This window comes from Klebsiella sp. V115_8 (assembly GCF_029967715.1).
Lineage (GTDB): Bacteria > Pseudomonadota > Gammaproteobacteria > Enterobacterales > Enterobacteriaceae > Klebsiella > Klebsiella quasipneumoniae.
Genome location: NZ_JASCAR010000005.1, coordinates 15,492 through 34,719, shown reverse-complemented (window position 1 = coordinate 34,719; position 19,228 = coordinate 15,492). Strand labels below are relative to the sequence as shown.

Below are 19,228 nucleotides of genomic sequence, written 5' to 3'. Positions count from 1 at the left end.
CCTCTTTCAGAGTCAACCCGTTTTTCAGGATTTTTCTCTTCAACCGAACCGGCTGTTTGTGTGAAGTGATTCACATCTGCCGTGTCGATGGAGGCGCATTATAGGGAGTTCTCGAGCGCCCGCAATAGAAAAATGGCAGAAAAATGACTGACTGCTGCATTCCCCAGCAAAACCCCGCTTTATACCTCTTTACACACAGAATTATCCACAGGAGAGCGTCAAAACATGACCGAACGCCCCGCGGATCGGCAGCTATATAGAAGGAGAACCATCGGCCTAAAGAGAAAGATAAAAATTCGCGAGCGTTGCGCAAACGTTTTCGTTACAATGCCGCGCTATGACACGGATGCCCGGTTGGGTGCGTTAGGTGAGTTTTTAGGCAAAAACTCACCTAACGCTCTCTGTAATGTTCAAATCCTGGGGATTTAATACCATGCAACAACGTCGTCCAGTCCGCCGCGCTCTGCTCAGTGTTTCTGACAAGGCCGGTATCATCGAATTCGCGCAGGCGCTTTCCGCTCGTGGTGTCGAGCTGCTGTCCACCGGCGGCACCGCCCGCCTGCTGGCAGATAAAGGCCTGCCGGTAACCGAAGTCTCTGACTACACCGGTTTCCCGGAAATGATGGATGGACGCGTGAAGACCCTGCATCCGAAAGTACACGGCGGCATCCTCGGTCGTCGCGGTCAGGATGATGGCATCATGCAGCAGCACGGTATCGCGCCTATCGATATGGTGGTCGTTAACCTCTATCCGTTTGCCCAAACCGTCGCTCGTGAAGGCTGCTCGCTGGAAGACGCGGTGGAAAACATCGATATCGGCGGCCCAACCATGGTCCGCTCCGCGGCGAAGAACCACAAAGATGTCGCCATCGTGGTGAAGAGCAGCGACTACACCGCCATCATTAATGAAATGGACGCCAACGAAGGCTCCCTGACGCTGGACACCCGCTTCGACCTCGCCATTAAAGCCTTCGAACACACCGCCGCGTACGACAGCATGATCGCCAACTACTTCGGCAGCATGGTTCCGGCCTATCACGGCGAAAGCAAAGAAGCCGCTGGCCGCTTCCCACGCACCCTGAATCTGAACTTCATTAAGAAGCAGGATATGCGCTACGGCGAAAACAGCCACCAGCAGGCTGCCTTCTATATAGAAGAGAATGTCAAAGAAGCTTCCGTGGCAACCGCTACCCAGCTGCAGGGTAAAGCGCTCTCCTATAACAATATTGCCGATACCGATGCGGCGCTGGAGTGCGTGAAAGAGTTCAACGAACCGGCCTGCGTGATCGTTAAGCACGCTAACCCGTGCGGCGTTGCCGTCAGCGACTCGATCCTTGACGCCTACGATCGCGCATACAAAACCGACCCGACCTCCGCGTTCGGCGGCATCATCGCCTTCAACCGCGAGCTGGATGCCGACACCGCGCAGGCGATCATCTCTCGCCAGTTTGTCGAGGTGATCATCGCCCCGTCCGCCAGCGAAGAAGCGCTGAAAATCACTGCCGCGAAGCAGAACGTCCGCGTACTGACCTGCGGTCAGTGGGAAGCGCGCGTTGCCGGTCTCGATTTCAAACGTGTCAACGGCGGCCTGCTGGTTCAGGACCGCGATCTCGGTATGGTCACCGCAGGCGAACTGCGCGTGGTCAGTAAACGTCAGCCGAGCGAGCAAGAGCTGCGCGATGCGCTGTTCTGCTGGAAAGTGGCGAAATTCGTCAAATCCAACGCCATCGTGTATGCCAAAGACAATATGACCATCGGCATAGGCGCCGGCCAGATGAGCCGCGTCTATTCGGCGAAAATTGCCGGAATTAAAGCCGGTGACGAAGGTCTGGAAGTGAAAGGCTCCGCCATGGCCTCCGATGCCTTCTTCCCATTCCGCGACGGGATTGACGCCGCGGCTGCGGTCGGCATCACCTGCGTTATCCAGCCGGGCGGCTCTATCCGCGACGACGAAGTGATTGCCGCCGCTGACGAACACGGCATCGCCATGATCTTCACCGATATGCGCCACTTCCGCCATTAATTCATGGAGCTGCAGATGAAAGTATTAGTAATCGGCAACGGCGGGCGTGAACACGCCCTGGCCTGGAAAGCGGCCCAATCGCCGCTGGTTGATACCGTCTACGTTGCGCCGGGCAACGCAGGTACCGCGCTGGAGCCGTCGCTGCAAAACGTCGCCATCGGCGTCACCGATATTCCGGCGCTGCTGCGCTTCGCTCAGGATGAAAATATCGACCTGACCATCGTTGGTCCGGAAGCGCCGTTGGTGATTGGCGTGGTCGACGCGTTCCGTGCCGCCGGGCTCCCCATCTTTGGGCCAACCGAAGGCGCGGCGCAGCTGGAAGGCTCGAAAGCCTTCACCAAAGATTTCCTCGCGCGTCATCATATCCCGACGGCGGAATACCAGAACTTCACCGAAGTTGAGCCAGCGCTGGCTTACCTGCGCGAGAAAGGCGCGCCGATCGTCATCAAAGCCGACGGTCTGGCGGCGGGTAAAGGCGTTATCGTGGCGATGACCCTTGAGGAAGCCGAAGCGGCGGTCAAAGACATGCTGGCCGGTAACGCCTTTGGCGACGCCGGACACCGCATCGTCATTGAAGAGTTCCTCGATGGCGAAGAGGCCAGCTTCATTGTGATGGTCGACGGCGAACACGTCCTGCCGATGGCCACCAGCCAGGATCACAAACGCGTCGGCAACGGCGATACCGGCCCGAACACCGGTGGGATGGGCGCTTATTCTCCGGCGCCGGTCGTGACTGATGAAGTCCATCAGCGCACCATGGAGCGTATTATCTGGCCAACCGTGAAGGGCATGGCCGCGGAAGGCAACACCTATACCGGTTTCCTGTATGCCGGTCTGATGATCGACAAGCAGGGCAACCCAAAGGTCATTGAGTTCAACTGCCGCTTTGGCGATCCGGAAACCCAGCCGATCATGCTGCGCATGAAATCTGACCTGGTAGAGCTGTGCCTCGCCGCCTGCGCCGGCAAGCTGGATGAGAAAACCTCCGAGTGGGATGACCGCGCATCGCTGGGGGTAGTGGTTGCCGCCGGCGGCTATCCGGGCAACTACAACACGGGCGATGAGATCCATGGCCTGCCGCAGCAGGAAGCGGCAGACGGTAAAGTCTTCCACGCCGGCACGAAACTGTCTGACGACCAGCGCGTGGTCACCAACGGCGGGCGCGTACTGTGCGTCACCGCCCTGGGCGATACCGTAGCGCAGGCGCAGCAGCGCGCCTATCAGCTGCTGACCGATATTCGCTGGGATGGCAGCTTTAGCCGAAACGATATCGGCTGGCGCGCCATTGAGCGCGAAAAGGCTAACGGCTAAGTTTCGCCAACAGCGTTTTCCGCGTAATGCCTAACTGACGGGCGGCTTCGGTTTTGTTGCCGCCCGTTTTTTCCAGCGCCGCCAGAATCACCTCTTTTTCGACTTCCACTAGCGGCTGAATCAGCCCCTCCTCGCTCCCGCCTGACGGCAGCGGCGTACCCGCAATCGCCAGCGGCAGTTCCCGCCCGGAGATATAGTCCCCGGTCAGTAGCACCACCGCCCGCTCCACCGCGTTTTCCAGCTCGCGAATGTTGCCCGGCCAGGAGTAGTGGATCAGCAGGTCCATCGCCTGTGGCGTGAACCCCTTTACCGCCTTACGATTGCGTTCGGCATAGCGTTTGAGAAAGTGCTGCGCCAGCGGCGGAATATCTTCCCGGCGCCGGCGCAGAGGCGGCATCTCAATAGTCACGACGTTCAGGCGGTAATAGAGATCCTGGCGAAAACGCCCGGCGCTTACCTCTTCCGCGAGGTTGCGGTGGGTGGCGGCGATCAGCCGCACATCAACGGCAAGCGTCTGGTTGCTGCCGACCCGCTGCACCTCCCGCTCCTGAATCGCCCGCAGCAGCCGGACCTGCATCAATGGCGAGATATCGCCAATTTCATCGAGGAATAGCGTGCCGCCATCCGCTTCGACAAAGCGCCCTTCACGTCGCCGATCCGCGCCGGTAAACGCCCCTTTTTCATGGCCGAAGAGTTCCGACTCCAGTAGCGACTCATTCAGCGCCGCGCAGTTGAGCGTCACCAGTGGCTTATCACCGCGCCCGCTGCAGGCGTGGATGGCGCGCGCCACCAGTTCCTTACCGGTTCCCGACTCTCCATAGATCAGCACCGTCGCATCCGAAGGGGCTACCAGCGTAATATTATTAAGAAGCGCCTGCATCGCCGGGCTGTCGCCTATCATGCCCCAGCGCGAACTCGCTGCGGCGGGGTGTTCGCCCTCGCTATGCCGGGTGTGTGCCAGCGCCTGGACTAACGTCTGCTGTAACGTGTCAAAATCCAGCGGTTTAATCAGATAATCCAGCGCCCCGGACTTGATGGCCTCCACCGCCGTATCGACGCTGGAGAACGCCGTCATGATCAGCACCGGGATCGCCGGGTTATAGGCTTTAATCTCTTTTAACGTCGCGATACCGTCCATCTCCGCCATGCGAATATCGCACAGCACCAGGTCGAAGACCTGCTGATGGATCAGCTCCAGCGCCTGCAGGCCGTTGTGGGCTAATGCCACCTGATAGCCCCAGCCGCGCAGCAGCGCCTGCAGGATCGTGCAGTGGCTGATGTCATCATCGACAACCAGAATCTGTACCTTATCGCTGCTCATCTTCCCTCCGTTGAGCATCAATCGGTAGCCAAAGCGTAAATATCGCTCCAGCCCCCGGCTGACTTTCGGCGCGGATCGTCCCGCCATGTTGTTCGATAATATTCTGCACCACCGCCAGCCCCAGCCCGGTGCCGTCCGCTTTGGTGGTGAAATAGGGGGTGAAGATGGCCTGCAGCTCTTCGGCAGTCATCCCTTTACCGTTATCTGCGACGACGATTTTCATCCGCTGACGGTCAGCTTCGCTTGCCGATACGCGAATGACGCCGTCACGGCCAATCGCCTGCATCGCGTTCAGGTACAGGTTCAACAGCACCTGGTTCAGGCGGTCGGCATCGGCGTTGATCGTGGAGAGCTCCGGGCGCGGAGTGAATTGCAGCGCTATCCCGCGACTCTGCGCATCCTGGCTGACCAGCTGTAATGAGTGGTGGATAAGCGCGTTGATATCCACCGGCTGATAATTTAAATGCGCGGGCCGGACCAGCTCCAGCAGTTCGCTGACCACCCGGTTCAGGCGGTCGGCCTCTTTGGCCATCACCCGCGCTAACTGATGCGACTCGCCGCCCGGCGGCGTGCGCTCGGCAAAATATTTCGCCAGCCCTTTAATCGACGAGAGTGGATTGCGGATCTCGTGCGCCACGCCCGCCGCCAGATGGCCAAGCGCCACCAGTTTCTCTTTGCGGGCCATCGCCTCCAGCAGTTGTTTTCGCGAGCGGCGATAGCGGCGGAACCAGAACTGGGCGAGGATCGTTGCCGCTGTCACCAGCGCGGCGGCGCCCAGCATGATGACCATGTTCCGCTGCCCGCGGGCCTGCGCGGCATCCAGCTCACTGCTATCAAAGGCGATAAAAATCACCTGCGGGACGGTGGCTTGAGCCAGGGCACTGTCGCCGCGATTCATCATGCCCCTATGGTGGCCGCGGGCCGGATTGAGCGGGCGAAACTGGCGATAGACCTCCATGGCCGGCTGCGGCTCGCTAAGCCGCCGCCAGCGCGCCTGTTCGCCAACCGCCAGCGCACGCATCTGCGCGGGGCTGTAGAGCGTTTGGCCCACCTGCTGCGGATCGCTGTGAGCGATGATGGTGCCATTGTCATCAGTCACCGCGAACCACAGGACGCCCGGCTGCCAGGCCATCTCTTCCAGCAGGGCCTGCAGCTGCGCGTGATGCATCCGCATTCCCATGCCGACGCGCGTGCCGGACTCCAGCGCGCGGATCAGTACGCTCCCCTTCTCCTCAATAGTGTGTCGGGCGGCGGTCGTCTCACGACCGTAATCGCGGACGATCATCGCGGAGAACAGCACCACCAGCAGCACCACCGTACCGGTCAGCAGCCAGCTCAGCGCGCCAGCGTCCCGTGAAAAAGGTTTGATCTTCATCGGCGAGTCCTTGTCATCTCCTTTTCGCTATCAGCAGGATCTTTCAGCAGAAATCATGCCATGTTTCCGCACGGCCAAACCTGCTCTCAAACATATCGCCTGCGCTTTAGCGAGTAAAAATGACTCGCCGGTCCCGGGCAGAACGGGTCATTTTTACTCGCCTTCTCTGCCACGGCCTCGGCAGACCTGTTCGGACGGGCTTTTTCAGGCTGGCATGGAAGATGCAATACCGGGAGAAACCACACAGGAGAAAATGCCATGAAACGGAACCGTAACTTATCTCTCGCCCTCGTCACCCTTGCCGCGCTGACCTTCGGCAGCAACGCGGCCTGGGCCAACCACCACTGGGGCAACAATAACGGGATGGGCAACCAGGGCTACAGCCAGCTGACCCAGGAGCAGCAGGCTACCGCGCAAAAGCTGCATAACGACTACTATGCGCAAACCAGCGCCCTTCGCCAGCAGCTGCAGTCCAAACGCTATGAGTACAATGCGCTGCTCACGGCGCAAAAGCCGGACAGCGGCAAGATTGAAGCCGTCGCTCAGGAGATGGAAGGCTTACGCCAGAAGCTGGATCAGCAGCGGGTGAAATTTGATCTCGCGCTGGCTGAGGCAGGCGTTCCCCGCGGCGCAGGCATGGGATATGGCGGCTGTCGCGGTAGCGGCGGCGGTCATATGGGCATGAATCACTGGTAAAGGTTAGAAGCTTTTTTCCGTCGGCTGCCAGGTGCAGAAGTTTTCATTGGCCACCAGCAGCAGTTGAGAGCCTTCCGGCGCCTCAAGCCAGGCAATGCTCACCGCGGCGGAAGCGTGGCTCTGGCGGCGTTCAATGTGCGCCAGAGCCCGACTATCGAGGTCGGACGTCACCGTCTGCCCTTCGCAGGTCAGGACGGTATGCGCGGCGGCGTTCCAGCGCCCCTGACGCAGGACGACCCGACCCTGACGGAGGGCGTCGCTGGTCTGGCGGATCTGCTCGGCGCGATAACGGTACAGCGCGACCTGGTCGCTGGAGAGCTGCTGCTTCTGCCCGTCAACTTCCCGCTGCATAAAGCTCAGATCGCCCTGCGCGTCAAAGCGGGCGCGAATATGTTCCGGCGGCTTGCCGTAAACATTGAGTTCAATAAGCGTCAGCTGATCGCCCTGCCAGCGATATTCGCTGGTCGAGGTGTCCCCGTGACGCCACGGGCTGAAGGCGGCGAGAAGATGGACTTCATCGCCAGAATCTTTACGCCAGATACGCATCGCCCCCTGGTTGTCCGCATAACCGCTGGCGGTAAACGGTGGTAGCGACGCGTTATGGCTGCAGGCAGTTAGCAACAGGATGCCCGCCAGCGCCAGAGGCCGGCGCCAGACAGACAAAAGGGGCTTAATAGCCCCTTCGATAAAACTGTTCACTGCCACGCGGTCTTACTTAACTGCGTCTTTCAGTGCTTTGCCAGAAACAAATGCCGGCACGTTAGCTGCAGCGATTTTGATCTCTTTACCGGTCTGCGGGTTGCGGCCAGTACGCTCAGCGCGGTGGTTCACTTTGAAGGTACCGAAACCAACCAGTTGAACAGCATCACCTTCTTTCAGAGACTCAGTAATTGCAGCCAGGGTAGATTCCAGGGCAGCTTTAGCCTGTGCTTTGGACAGGTCAGCTTTGTCCGCAATTACATCAATCAGTTGAGTCTTGTTCATAAGTTATCCTTACAATGTGTTTATCGCTTGCTAAGCATCGAGTGCGACGGAAATGCCAAAAAAGCACCCTCCTGCATACACGCACCGATAGCCACTTTTTTTCGCCCTCCAAATGTAGACCAGACGGGGGGCGGAATGGAAGCCTTCAGACGCTACAATTCAGGCGGTAAATCACGTTTTCTGGTCTCACTGCTGAAAATTTATACCAATATTGCTCTCGCCGGCCTCACGCAGGTCCGCGCGCAGGCCTTTTATCAGCTCAAGGTCACGCTCTTCGCAGTCGGCCAGCAGGCGGAAAATTTCCCACTGAATGTCCCATTCCTGCTCTACCGCCGGGTTCGCTTTCAGCTCTTCGTCGGTCATTTCGCGGCCTTCCTGGGTCATTTCCAGCATCGCCACGGTGGTGATGGAGGTTTTGCTCACCTCGATCGCGTGCTCGAGCGTTTCGCCGCTCAGACGGGAATGGATCAGTTCGCTCAACGCCACGCAGGCGTCTATGGCCGGATAAACACCGTACAGGTCGAAATCATCTGCCGCCGGGATCGCCTCTTCCAGTTTCTCCAGCTGACTGTCGAAATTCACCTTCGCATCTTTGACCGTCAGCGTTTCCCAGATCAGATCCAGGATACGACGGTACAGCTGGCCGTCGCCAAACTCGGTTTGCTTGCAGAACATCGCGTAGTTGGGGTACATACGCTCGCACAGGCAGGCCATAAAAGTGACATGCTGCCAGCTTTCCAGCTTCTCCAGGCGCAGGTGAATCGGGTTTTGTAACATGATGAATTCTCGAAGTCAGAAATTAGGCGCAGTGTACCTGAATCAGCTGTGATTTGCTTGCCAACGCACAAATGACGGACGACGGGACGCCACCGCATCAGCCCAGCGCGTCGGCTCGGGCAGACGATAGCCTCGCATGCAGCGTTCGACCCACATTAAGGCGCTGTCCATGCCCACCCGGTGGCCGGTGCTAATAAACAGCGGGTTGCAGCGGACTTTACTGCGCCAGACCCAGGCCAGTTGTTCATTTTTATCCATCAGCGGGGCCAGCGCGCCGGGGGCATCACCCAGTTCGCCGATTTTTCCACACAGCCGTTTTTTCGCCACCCCGATGGTCGGCACGTCGATCATCAGGCCAAAATGGCTGGCGACGCCCAGCCGCCGGGGATGGGAAATACCGTGTCCGTCAACAAACAACAGGTCCGGTTTTTGCGAAAGCTGCTCCCACGCCGCCAGCAGCGCAGGCGTTTCGCGAAACGAGAGAAAGCCGGGAATATAGGGCATGGAGGTGGCGACGCGCGCCACCTGATACTCCACCAGCTCCAGTTCAGGCCAGGTCAGCAGCACCATCGCAGCTCGGGTGACTTCCCCTTCCTGCTCAAACCCGACATCCGCACCGCCGATCAATACTGGCAGGTCGCGATCCAGTCGATCCGCCCGCTCTACCGACGCGGCTAACTGTTGCTGTTGGATACGGAGTGCGGCTAAATCCATATGGCTGATCTCCTACTGGTGATAGGGTGCGGAAAGACGATGCACCGCTTCAACAAAGACGCCCGCATGCTCAGGGTCAACGTCCTGATGGATGCCGTGGCCGAGGTTAAAGACGTGGCCTTCCCCCTGACCAAAGCCGGCGAGGATGGTCGCGACTTCTTCTTCAATACGCGCGGCGGGCGCATAGAGCATGGACGGATCCATGTTGCCCTGCAGCGCGACTTTGTTGCCCACGCGACGACGGGCATCGGCAATATCGGTGGTCCAGTCGAGACCCAGCGCGTCACAGCCGGTCTCCGCCATCGCTTCCAGCCACTGACCGCCGCCTTTGGTGAACAGCGTCACCGGCACGCGGCGGCCTTCGTTTTCCCGCAGCAGGCCATCGACGATTTTATGCATGTAGTAGAGGGAGAACTGCTGGTAGTCGCGGCCGGTCAGCACCCCGCCCCAGGTGTCAAAAATCATTACCGACTGCGCGCCGGCTTTGATCTGCGCGTTGAGATACAGGGTGACGCTCTTCGCCAGCTTATCCAGCAGCGCGTGCAGCGCCTGCGGGTCGGCGTACATCATCTTTTTGATGACAGTGAAAGCCTTGCTGCTGCCGCCTTCCACCATGTAGGTCGCCAGCGTCCATGGGCTACCGGAAAAACCGATCAGCGGCACTTCGCCTTTCAGTTCGCGGCGAATGGTGCGCACGGCATTCATCACGTAGCCCAGTTCCTGCTCGGGATCCGGGACTGGCAGCTTGTCGACGTCGGCTTTGCTTTTCACCGGCGAGGTGAAGCGCGGGCCTTCGCCTGCCTCAAAGTACAGCCCCAGCCCCATGGCGTCCGGGATGGTCAGGATGTCCGAAAAGAGGATCGCCGCGTCCAGCGGGTAACGACGCAGCGGCTGGAGCGTCACTTCGCAGGCCAGCTCGGCATTTTTACACAGCGACATAAAGTCGCCCGCTTGCGCACGGGTGGCTTTGTACTCCGGTAAATAGCGGCCCGCCTGGCGCATCATCCACACCGGGGTGACATCAACCGGCTGACGCAGCAGCGCGCGCAGGTAACGATCGTTCTTCAGTTCGGTCATTTTTACATTCCTTTAGCGTTGATACGCCCAGTGTAACATGTCACTCGAACTCTGCCCGACACATCGCGACGGTATCTTCGATAAGCCGGCGCGCCACCGTCCCCGGCGGCGGCAGAAGCGGCAGATCGTCATAGCGGTACCAGTCCGCGCTGAGTAACTCTTTTTTATCCACCACGATATCGCCCTCCGCGTAATCCGCCATAAAGGCAGTCATCAGCGACTGCGGGAACGGCCACGGTTGAGAAGTCACGTAGCGCAGATTTTTCACCCGAATACCGCTCTCCTCCATCACCTCACGGGCAACGGCCTGCTCGAGGGTTTCGCCGACCTCGACGAACCCGGCCAGCACGGTGTGTATCCCATTGCGATGTCGGGTATGTTGCGCCAGCAGGATCGCATCGTCGCGACGGATAGCGACGATAATGCACGGGGCAATTTGCGGGTAGTAACGTTCACGGCAGTGGCTGCACAGCATCGCCCATTCGCTTTTACTGGCATGCATCGGGTGACCGCAGTAGCCGCAAAATTTATGCGATCGATAAAATTCGGCGAGCTGGATCCCCCGTCCCGCCAGCTGAAAGAGTCCCGGATCCTGATCCAGCACCTGGCGTAACGATCCCATGTCATGGCGGCGATCCTGGCGCACCATCCACACCGGATCGCCCTGCCATTCGCCGATATGCAGCGCATGCTGGCCGACAAGATCGAAATTAACCGCTTCGCCATGTGGTAATTCTCCACCAGGCAACCATAATTTTTGTTCGTGACTGACAACCCACCAGCCGCGATCTAATTTTTCAATAATACGATCCATATCTATTGCACTACCTTTGCTTCACTGGCATGTTGTTAACATTATATTTACATTTTTGGTGAGCAGATTTAAATCAAAACTAGCGGAGTCAATCATGCTAAACCAGCTGGAAAATCTGACGGAGCGCGTTGGCGGTAGTAATGAACTGGTCGATCGCTGGCTACAAGTGCGTAAGCATCTGCTCGTGGCTTACTACAATCTGGTTGGCCTGAAACCGGGCAAAGAGTCGTTTATGCGGCTAAACGAAAAGGCGCTGGATGACTTTTGCCAAAGTCTGGTGGATTACCTCTCGTCCGGTCATTTTAGTATTTATGAACGCATTATTGGCGAAATGGAAGGCGATACCCCACTTTTAGCCGCCACCCGGCTTTACCCGCAGCTGGAAGCCAATACCCAGCAGATGATGGACTACTACGATACCTGCCTCGAAAACGCCATTGATCATGATAACTACCTTGAATTTCAGCAGGCGCTGTCGGATATCGGCGAGTCGCTGGAAGCGCGTTTCGCCCTGGAAGATAAACTGATCGCCCTCGCCGTCGCCCATCATCTGAACGATGAGGTGCGCGATAATATTGCCCCGACCGCTTGAGTTGTGTGCAATTAACGAGTAGTTTACCTTCATTCCCCCTCTCCGGAGGGGATGTCATCTTGTCGGAGTGCTTATTTTCCATGTGAAGGCTAACGTGGAAAAGGCTGAGACCGTTAATTCGGGATCCGCGGAACCTGATCAGGCTAATACCTGCGAAGGGAACAAGAGTAAACTGCTGTTCGCGTCAGTCCGTCAGGGCCGATCGCATCTGTTACTCCATCCGTCGTCTGACAAGCCATGTCCTTTTCATCTGGAATGCGCTATGTCTACTACCAAACTGACCCGTCGTGAGCTAAGCGAGCACGCGCAGCGATTTATCGATACGCTGGAAGGCGCTGCTTTCCCTAATTCGCGCCGTATCTACATTCAAGGTTCACAAGCGGATATCCGCGTCCCAATGCGTGAAATCCAGCTCAGCCCAACCCTCGTCGGCGGCGATAACGATAACCCACAGTACGAAGCCAACGAACCGATCCCGGTGTATGACACCTCCGGACCTTATGGCGACCCGGATATTGGCATTAATGTCCGCCAGGGGCTGGCCAGGCTGCGCCAGCCGTGGATCGACGCGCGCAATGACTGCGCCCCGCTCAGCGAACGCAGCTCGGCCTATACCAAAGCGCGGCTGGCCGATGACGGCCTTGATGAGCTGCGCTTCAATAGCCAGCTGAAGCCAAAACGCGCCGTTGCCGGCAAATGTGTTACCCAACTGCACTACGCCCGCCAGGGGATCGTCACCCCGGAGATGGAGTTCATCGCCATTCGCGAAAACATGGGCCGCGAACGTATTCGCAGCGAAGTTCTGCGCCAGCAGCATGCCGGCGAAGGCTTCGGCGCCCGCCTGCCGGAAAACATTACCCCTGAGTTCGTCCGTGATGAAGTGGCCGCCGGGCGCGCCATCATCCCGGCCAATATCAACCACCCGGAGTCTGAGCCGATGATTATCGGCCGCAACTTCCTGGTAAAAGTGAATGCTAATATCGGCAACTCGGCGGTGACCTCCTCCATCGAAGAAGAGGTCGAGAAGCTGGTCTGGTCCACCCGCTGGGGCGCCGATACCGTGATGGATCTCTCCACCGGCCGCTATATCCACGAAACCCGCGAGTGGATCCTGCGTAACAGCCCGGTACCGATCGGCACCGTACCGATTTACCAGGCGCTGGAGAAAGTCAACGGCATCGCCGAGAACCTCACCTGGGAAGCCTTCCGCGATACCCTGCTGGAACAGGCCGAACAGGGCGTCGACTACTTCACCATTCACGCCGGCGTACTGCTGCGCTACGTCCCGATGACCGCGAAGCGTCTGACCGGCATCGTTTCGCGCGGCGGCTCAATCATGGCCAAATGGTGCCTGTCGCACCATCAGGAAAACTTTCTCTACCAGCATTTCCGCGAAATCTGCGAAATCTGCGCCGCCTATGACGTGTCGCTGTCGCTGGGCGATGGCCTGCGCCCCGGCTCCATTCAGGATGCCAACGACGAAGCGCAGTTCTCCGAGCTGCGCACTCTCGGCGAGCTGACGAAAATCGCCTGGGAGTATGACGTGCAGGTGATGATCGAGGGCCCCGGCCACGTGCCGATGCAGATGATCCGCCGCAATATGACCGAAGAGCTGGAGCACTGCCACGAAGCGCCGTTCTACACCCTCGGGCCGCTCACCACCGACATTGCGCCGGGCTACGACCATTTCACCTCCGGCATCGGCGCGGCGATGATCGGCTGGTTCGGCTGCGCCATGCTGTGCTATGTCACGCCGAAAGAGCATCTCGGCCTGCCCAACAAAGAGGATGTGAAGCAGGGGTTGATTACCTACAAAATCGCCGCCCACGCCGCCGACCTGGCGAAAGGTCACCCCGGGGCGCAGATCCGCGATAACGCCATGTCGAAGGCGCGCTTTGAATTCCGCTGGGAAGACCAGTTTAACCTCGCGCTGGATCCGTTCACCGCCCGGGCCTATCACGATGAAACCCTGCCGCAGGAATCCGGCAAAGTTGCCCACTTCTGCTCCATGTGCGGTCCGAAATTCTGCTCAATGAAGATCACTCAGGAAGTCCGCGACTACGCCGCCAGACAGGCCATCGACGCCGGCATGGCCGATATGTCGCATCACTTCCGCGCCCGCGGCGGCGAAATCTACCTGAAACAGGAGGAAGTCTGATGTATCAGCCTGATTTTCCACCCGTCCCGTTTCGTCTCGGACTCTACCCGGTAGTGGACAGCGTGGCGTGGATTGAGCGCCTGCTCGAAGCCGGCGTGCGTACTATTCAGCTGCGCATCAAAGACCGACGCGACAGCGAGGTGGAGGATGACGTCATCGCCGCCATCGCCCTTGGCCGCCGCTATCACGCCCGGCTGTTCATTAACGATTACTGGCGACTGGCGATCAAGCACCAGGCCTACGGCGTGCATCTCGGACAAGAAGATCTGGAAACCACCGATCTGAGCGCCATCCGCCAAGTCGGGCTACGTCTGGGCGTCTCCACCCATGACGATATGGAGATTGATGTCGCCCTGGCGGCGCGCCCCTCTTACATCGCCCTGGGTCACGTCTTCCCGACGCAAACCAAACAGATGCCCTCCGCGCCGCAGGGGCTCGATCAGCTTGCCAGACATATCCAACGCCTGGCGGATTACCCCACCGTGGCGATCGGCGGAATTAGCCTTGAAAAGGCCCCGGCGGTGCTGGCGACCGGCGTCGGCAGCATCGCAGTGGTCAGCGCCATCACCCAGGCGGCGGACTGGCGGGCAGCGACCGACCAGCTGCTGGCGCTGGCGGGAGCGGGCGATGAATGATCACGACTTTATGCGCTATAGCCGTCAGCTGCTGCTGGAGGATATCGCCATCGAGGGACAGCAGAAGCTGTTAGCCAGCCGGGTGCTGATTATCGGCCTTGGCGGGCTGGGCTCCCCGGCGGCGCTCTATCTGGCCGGGGCTGGCGTCGGGACGCTGACCCTGGCCGATGACGACGCCGTGCATCTCAGCAATCTGCAGCGGCAGATCCTGTTCACCAGCGCGGATATCGATCGGCCAAAAGCCGCGGCGGCAAAGACGCGGCTCAGCCAGCTAAATCCGCAAATCAAACTGGTTGCGCTCCAGCAGCGGTTAAGCGGCGAGGCGCTGCGCGCCGAGGTGGAGAAAGCGGACGTGGTGCTGGACTGTACCGATAACATGGTCACCCGCCAGGCGATCAATGCCGCCTGCGTGGCCCTCGACATCCCGTTAGTGACCGCAAGCGCCGTCGGCTTCGGCGGTCAGCTGATGGTGCTCACCCCCCCCTGGACGCAGGGCTGCTATCGCTGCCTGTGGCCGGATAGCGACGAACCGCAGCGCAACTGCCGCACCGCGGGGATCGTCGGTCCGGTGGTCGGCATGATGGGCACGCTGCAGGCGCTGGAGGCCATTAAACTGCTCAGCGGCATGACGACGCCGCGCAACACTCTGCGGCTGTTCGACGCCCGCACCAGCAACTGGCGTAACCTGGCGCTACAGCGTTCCCGGGGCTGCCCGATTTGCGGAGGGCGGCATGCAGATCTGGTTTAACGACGAGCCGCTGGCGTGCGCCGACCATCTCAGCGTCAGCGCCCTGCTGACCCAGCTCGAACAGCTGCAGCCGGGCGTCGCGCTGGCGCTCAATCAACACATTCTGCCGCGCGACCGGTGGGAAGATCATCTCTTGCAGGAAGGCGATCGAGTCCTGCTTTTTCAGGTTATCGCTGGAGGCTGACATGTTACGTATTGCAGACAAAACATTTGAATCCCATCTTTTCACCGGTACCGGCAAATTCGCCGCCCCGGAGGTGATGGTTGAGGCGATTCGCGCCTCGGGCAGCCAGCTGGTCACCCTGGCGATGAAGCGCGTCGATTTACGTCAGCACAATGACGCCATCCTCGCCCCGCTGCTGGCGGCGGGAGTCAGCCTGCTGCCGAATACCTCGGGCGCCAAGACAGCGGAAGAGGCGGTGTTTGCCGCCCGCCTGGCGCGGGAAGCCTTGGGCACCCACTGGCTGAAACTGGAGATCCACCCGGACGCCCGCTGGCTGCTGCCCGACCCGATTGAAACCCTGAAAGCGGCGGAGCTGCTGGTTCGCGAAGGGTTCGTGGTGCTGCCCTACTGCGGCGCCGACCCGGTGCTGTGTAAACGGCTGGAAGAGGCTGGCTGCGCGGCGGTGATGCCCCTGGGCGCGCCGATCGGCTCCAATCAGGGGCTGGAAACCAAAGCCATGCTGGAGATTATTATCGAGCAGGCGACGGTGCCGGTGGTGGTCGACGCCGGCATCGGCGTCCCAAGCCATGCGGCGCAGGCGCTGGAAATGGGCGCGGACGCGGTGCTGGTCAATACCGCTATTGCCGTCGCCGACGATCCCGTGGCCATGGCCCACGCTTTCCGTATGGCGGTCGAGGCCGGCTTGCTGGCCCGTCAGGCCGGACCGGGGGCGCGCAGCGCGCAGGCGCAGGCCACCAGCCCGCTCACCGGATTCCTGGAGGCGCTGGCATGAAAACCTTCAGCGATCGCTGGCGGCAGCTGGAGTGGGACGACATCCGCCTGCGCATCAACGGTAAAACCGCCGCCGATGTCGAACGGGCGCTGGCGGCCAAACAGCTGACCCGCGACGACATGATGGCCCTGCTTTCGCCGGCGGCGGCCGGGTATCTTGAACCTCTGGCCCAGCGCGCGCAGCGGCTTACCCGTCAGCGCTTCGGCAATACCGTCAGCTTCTACGTGCCGCTGTATCTCTCCAACCTGTGCGCCAACGACTGCACCTACTGCGGCTTCTCGATGAGCAACCGCATTAAGCGCAAGACGCTGGATGCTGCCGAGATTGCCCGCGAGTGCGCCGCGATCCGCGACCTGGGTTTTGAGCATCTGCTGCTGGTGACCGGTGAGCATCAGGGCAAGGTGGGAATGGATTATTTCCGCCAGCACCTGCCGGCAATCCGCAGCCAGTTTGCCTCGCTGCATATGGAGGTGCAGCCGCTGGCGACCGACGAGTATGCCGAGCTGAAAACCCTGGGGCTCGACGGGGTGATGGTCTATCAGGAGACCTATCACGAAAGCATGTACGCCCAGCATCACCTGAAAGGGAAAAAGCAGGATTTCTTCTGGCGGCTGGATACGCCGGATCGCCTGGGCGAGGCGGGGATCGATAAGATCGGCCTTGGCGCGCTGATCGGCCTTTCCGACAGCTGGCGGGTGGACTGCTTTATGGTCGCTGAGCACCTGCTGTGGCTGCAGCAACGCTACTGGCGCAGCCGCTATTCGGTCTCCTTCCCGCGTCTGCGTCCCTGCGCCGGCGGCATTGAACCGGCCTCGCTAATGGATGAGCGTCAGCTGGTGCAGACCATCTGCGCCTTCCGCCTGCTGGCGCCGGAGGTTGAGCTGTCGCTATCCACCCGCGAATCCCCCTGGTTCCGCGACCGGGTGATCCCGCTGGCGATCAATAACGTCAGCGCCTTCTCCAAAACCCAGCCCGGGGGTTACGCCGACGACCATCCGGAGCTTGAGCAGTTCGCGCCGCACGATGACCGTCGGCCTGAAGAAGTCGCCAGCGCGCTGGCTGCCCGCGGCCTGCAGCCGGTGTGGAAAGACTGGGACAGCTGGCTGGGACGCGCCTCGCAAACCTCATGATGTACAGTGTAAGCGCCTGATATTTTTGCGCGCCTGCACGAGAGATGAAAAACGGAGGCTGGCCCGCCAGGCGCCCTTTTTCTATTCTGCCCGGGTCAGCAGCGGACGCTGACCAGGGCGAACCTTTTCTTCCTCATTTTCGCCCTGCCTCTCCGCGCTGATCGAGGGCCTGTACATTGTCGCCGAATATAAATCACGATACATGAAGGCCTCAGAGTTATAATTGAGCAATAGTTAACTGATTCGATCGGCAGGCGTCGCAGTCGCAACCTGCGTTCGGACCCATGGTTTATACATCCGGGACGATTAACGATTCATGGCTCTACACAATAGAAAGCTCTCTTTCACGACGCCGATCGTCGTGGGGTTTGCCGGCATCTTGCTCAGTTTTATGCTGATCGCTATTTTTGTCACCCTGGCGCAGCGAAAAGATTTTCTTGAAGATTATCACGACATTAACCGAAACTTTACCCACAACCTGGCGATCAACTACACGGAAACCCTGCTGCGGGAAAATGATTTTATCCTTGGGCGCGCGGTCGCCTTCTTTGCCCGCAATGACGAACTGAATCGCGCAGTCAATGTGGAACCGGAGAAAGGGTTAACGACGCTGATGCAGTTACAGAACATGATGCCGAGCGTCTCATCCATCTCGCTGGCGGATACCGAGGGCCACTATCTGCGCGCCCCGGAGGTGCTGGAAAATGAAGACAGTCAGGCTTTCGATCCCAGAACGCGACCCTGGTTTATCAAACAGGCGGAAGCCAGCACCTTCAGCCACTACACCAGCCCATATATGGATTTTTTTACCCACCATCCGACGATTACCATTTTCAAACCCATCATCACCCCGGAGGGGAAACTCAAGGGCAGCCTGGCCTTTCATCTCGATCTCACCTCCATGGGGTTCGCGCTGCGCCAGATGGTCGCCCCCGTACAGGGCGAGTTTTTTGTGGTGCAGCGTGATGGCAAAGTGGTCCTGCACTCCGACCCTGGCGCGCTGTTTAAACCCTTCGTCAGTAATGAGCTGATGGATAAAATGACCAGCGGCGAGGGGCAGCTTTACGATCCCAGGAGCGACACCTGGTATTACTATTACTCCTTTACCAATCCCGACTGGTTTGTGATTTTCCGTGTCGATAACACCACCCTGGTTAATCTGACGCGCCATGAAACCAATTTAGTGATCGGCGGTTTCGCCCTCGCGGCGATCATCATCATCCTGTTCGGCCTTTATCTGCGTCATGCCTCCCGCACCGTGCTGATGAATATCATCAATGCGATTAAAACCGGCGACGTCAAACGCGCCCCACGCCTCGAGGCGATGCTGAGTAAAGCCATTGAAACCAATAAGCAGCGCGAACTGACCTACGTCCGCCAGGCGACCATTGACGCGCTCACCGGCTGCAAGAACCGCCGCGCCTTCGACAGCGATATTGCCGCGCTGATGAACGATCATCAGCCGTTCGCCCTCGCGCTGGTCGATATCGATAACTTTAAATCGATCAACGACACCTGGGGTCACCTCAACGGCGATATCGTTCTGCGTAACGTCGCCCGCGAAGGGCTGCAGGTCCTCCAGCCGCTGGAGATATCCCTCTATCGCTATGGTGGTGAAGAGTTCGCGGTGGTCTTTCCTGCCGAACATATTGATAACGCCCGCACGCTGCTGGAAACATGGCGGGTAAACGTCGAACGGCGCACCTGGCGCGAAGATGGCCTGACGGTCACCTTCAGCGCCGGGCTGGGGGAATGGAACATGGAGCCGCTGGATAAACTGGTGGTGAGCGTCGATGAAGCGCTGTACAAAGCCAAACAGCAGGGTAAAAACCGTATCCTGCGCGCCTAGGGCTTTAGCGCCGCAACCGCCCACTTCGGTGGGCTTTTTTATTTCTTCCGGCAAAAATGAAACCGGTT

Annotated in this window: 19 protein-coding genes and 1 riboswitch; of the genes, 11 read left to right on the top strand and 8 right to left on the bottom strand. The window is 59.4% G+C overall.

The window, feature by feature from the left end; translation table 11 throughout:
- The first annotated feature begins 433 nt into the window (after positions 1-433).
- Positions 434-2,023: a bifunctional phosphoribosylaminoimidazolecarboxamide formyltransferase/IMP cyclohydrolase gene (gene purH / locus QLG03_RS05315; protein ID WP_255989781.1), complete on the top strand. Its 1,590-nt coding sequence runs from the start codon at positions 434-436 to the stop codon at positions 2,021-2,023.
- A 15-nt stretch (positions 2,024-2,038) separates the two neighbouring features.
- Positions 2,039-3,334 (top strand): phosphoribosylamine--glycine ligase, encoded by a 1,296-nt coding sequence (purD, locus tag QLG03_RS05310; RefSeq protein WP_180266437.1) that lies wholly within the window; start codon positions 2,039-2,041, stop codon positions 3,332-3,334.
- Here the strand turns inward: purD and zraR are convergent.
- Both zraR and zraS read right to left on the bottom strand, forming a co-directional pair.
- A complete protein-coding gene (gene zraR, locus QLG03_RS05305) occupies positions 3,324-4,655 on the bottom strand; it encodes a sigma-54-dependent response regulator transcription factor ZraR (RefSeq protein WP_023291605.1) in 1,332 nt (443 codons plus the stop codon). The genes purD and zraR overlap by 11 nt on opposite strands.
- A complete protein-coding gene (gene zraS / locus QLG03_RS05300; protein WP_255989785.1) occupies positions 4,642-6,030 on the bottom strand; it encodes a two-component system sensor histidine kinase ZraS in 1,389 nt (462 codons plus the stop codon). Before zraS ends, zraR begins: the two co-directional genes overlap by 14 nt.
- Before the next feature lie 258 nt (positions 6,031-6,288).
- Here zraS and zraP point away from each other — a divergent pair, with 258 nt between their 5' ends.
- A complete protein-coding gene (zraP, locus tag QLG03_RS05295) occupies positions 6,289-6,726 on the top strand; it encodes a zinc resistance sensor/chaperone ZraP (protein WP_064155756.1) in 438 nt (145 codons plus the stop codon).
- A gap of 3 nt (positions 6,727-6,729) precedes the next feature.
- On the opposite strand, the gene QLG03_RS05290 is transcribed toward zraP, so the two are convergent.
- The 6 genes from QLG03_RS05290 to nudC all read right to left on the bottom strand — a co-directional run bounded on the left by QLG03_RS05290 (position 6,730) and on the right by nudC (position 11,092).
- Positions 6,730-7,425 carry a DUF1481 domain-containing protein gene (locus tag QLG03_RS05290; RefSeq protein WP_064155757.1) on the bottom strand — a complete coding sequence of 232 codons (696 nt, stop codon included), beginning with the start codon at positions 7,423-7,425 and terminating at the stop codon, positions 6,730-6,732.
- A gap of 12 nt (positions 7,426-7,437) precedes the next feature.
- The gene (hupA, locus tag QLG03_RS05285; RefSeq protein ID WP_002884342.1) at positions 7,438-7,710 is read right to left on the bottom strand and encodes a nucleoid-associated protein HU-alpha; all 273 of its coding nucleotides are present in this window, start codon (positions 7,708-7,710) and stop codon (positions 7,438-7,440) included.
- A gap of 186 nt (positions 7,711-7,896) precedes the next feature.
- Positions 7,897-8,487, bottom strand: coding sequence for a YjaG family protein (locus QLG03_RS05280; RefSeq protein ID WP_004206742.1), 591 nt, complete (start codon positions 8,485-8,487; stop codon positions 7,897-7,899).
- A gap of 42 nt (positions 8,488-8,529) precedes the next feature.
- A complete protein-coding gene (nfi, locus tag QLG03_RS05275) occupies positions 8,530-9,201 on the bottom strand; it encodes a deoxyribonuclease V (RefSeq protein WP_282473607.1) in 672 nt (223 codons plus the stop codon).
- 12 nt (positions 9,202-9,213) lie between these two features.
- Positions 9,214-10,278, bottom strand: coding sequence for a uroporphyrinogen decarboxylase (hemE, locus tag QLG03_RS05270; protein ID WP_023291600.1), 1,065 nt, complete (start codon positions 10,276-10,278; stop codon positions 9,214-9,216).
- Positions 10,279-10,318: 40 nt separating this feature from the next.
- On the bottom strand, positions 10,319-11,092 hold the full coding sequence (gene nudC, locus QLG03_RS05265) for an NAD(+) diphosphatase (RefSeq protein ID WP_044524904.1): 774 nt from the start codon (positions 11,090-11,092) through the stop codon (positions 10,319-10,321).
- Positions 11,093-11,186: 94 nt separating this feature from the next.
- Here nudC and QLG03_RS05260 point away from each other — a divergent pair, with 94 nt between their 5' ends.
- The 8 genes from QLG03_RS05260 to QLG03_RS05225 all read left to right on the top strand — a co-directional run bounded on the left by QLG03_RS05260 (position 11,187) and on the right by QLG03_RS05225 (position 19,160).
- Positions 11,187-11,684 carry an Rsd/AlgQ family anti-sigma factor gene (locus QLG03_RS05260; RefSeq protein WP_023291598.1) on the top strand — a complete coding sequence of 166 codons (498 nt, stop codon included), beginning with the start codon at positions 11,187-11,189 and terminating at the stop codon, positions 11,682-11,684.
- A gap of 53 nt (positions 11,685-11,737) precedes the next feature.
- Positions 11,738-11,862, top strand: a riboswitch (TPP riboswitch).
- A gap of 84 nt (positions 11,863-11,946) precedes the next feature.
- The gene (gene thiC, locus QLG03_RS05255; protein ID WP_255989789.1) at positions 11,947-13,842 is read left to right on the top strand and encodes a phosphomethylpyrimidine synthase ThiC; all 1,896 of its coding nucleotides are present in this window, start codon (positions 11,947-11,949) and stop codon (positions 13,840-13,842) included.
- On the top strand, positions 13,842-14,477 hold the full coding sequence (gene thiE, locus QLG03_RS05250) for a thiamine phosphate synthase (RefSeq protein ID WP_255989791.1): 636 nt from the start codon (positions 13,842-13,844) through the stop codon (positions 14,475-14,477). Before thiC ends, thiE begins: the two co-directional genes overlap by 1 nt.
- The gene (gene thiF / locus QLG03_RS05245; RefSeq protein WP_032454536.1) at positions 14,470-15,225 is read left to right on the top strand and encodes a thiazole biosynthesis adenylyltransferase ThiF; all 756 of its coding nucleotides are present in this window, start codon (positions 14,470-14,472) and stop codon (positions 15,223-15,225) included. Before thiE ends, thiF begins: the two co-directional genes overlap by 8 nt.
- Positions 15,209-15,409, top strand: coding sequence for a sulfur carrier protein ThiS (gene thiS / locus QLG03_RS05240; RefSeq protein WP_017901114.1), 201 nt, complete (start codon positions 15,209-15,211; stop codon positions 15,407-15,409). Before thiF ends, thiS begins: the two co-directional genes overlap by 17 nt.
- Before the next feature lies 1 nt (position 15,410).
- Positions 15,411-16,181, top strand: a complete 771-nt coding sequence (thiG, locus tag QLG03_RS05235) for a thiazole synthase (RefSeq protein WP_004206751.1) — start codon at positions 15,411-15,413, stop codon at positions 16,179-16,181.
- Positions 16,178-17,311, top strand: a complete 1,134-nt coding sequence (gene thiH / locus QLG03_RS05230; RefSeq protein WP_023291594.1) for a 2-iminoacetate synthase ThiH — start codon at positions 16,178-16,180, stop codon at positions 17,309-17,311. The genes thiG and thiH overlap by 4 nt, the downstream gene beginning before the upstream one ends.
- A gap of 316 nt (positions 17,312-17,627) precedes the next feature.
- Positions 17,628-19,160 (top strand): sensor domain-containing diguanylate cyclase, encoded by a 1,533-nt coding sequence (locus QLG03_RS05225; protein WP_048336578.1) that lies wholly within the window; start codon positions 17,628-17,630, stop codon positions 19,158-19,160.
- Positions 19,161-19,228 lie beyond the last annotated feature (68 nt).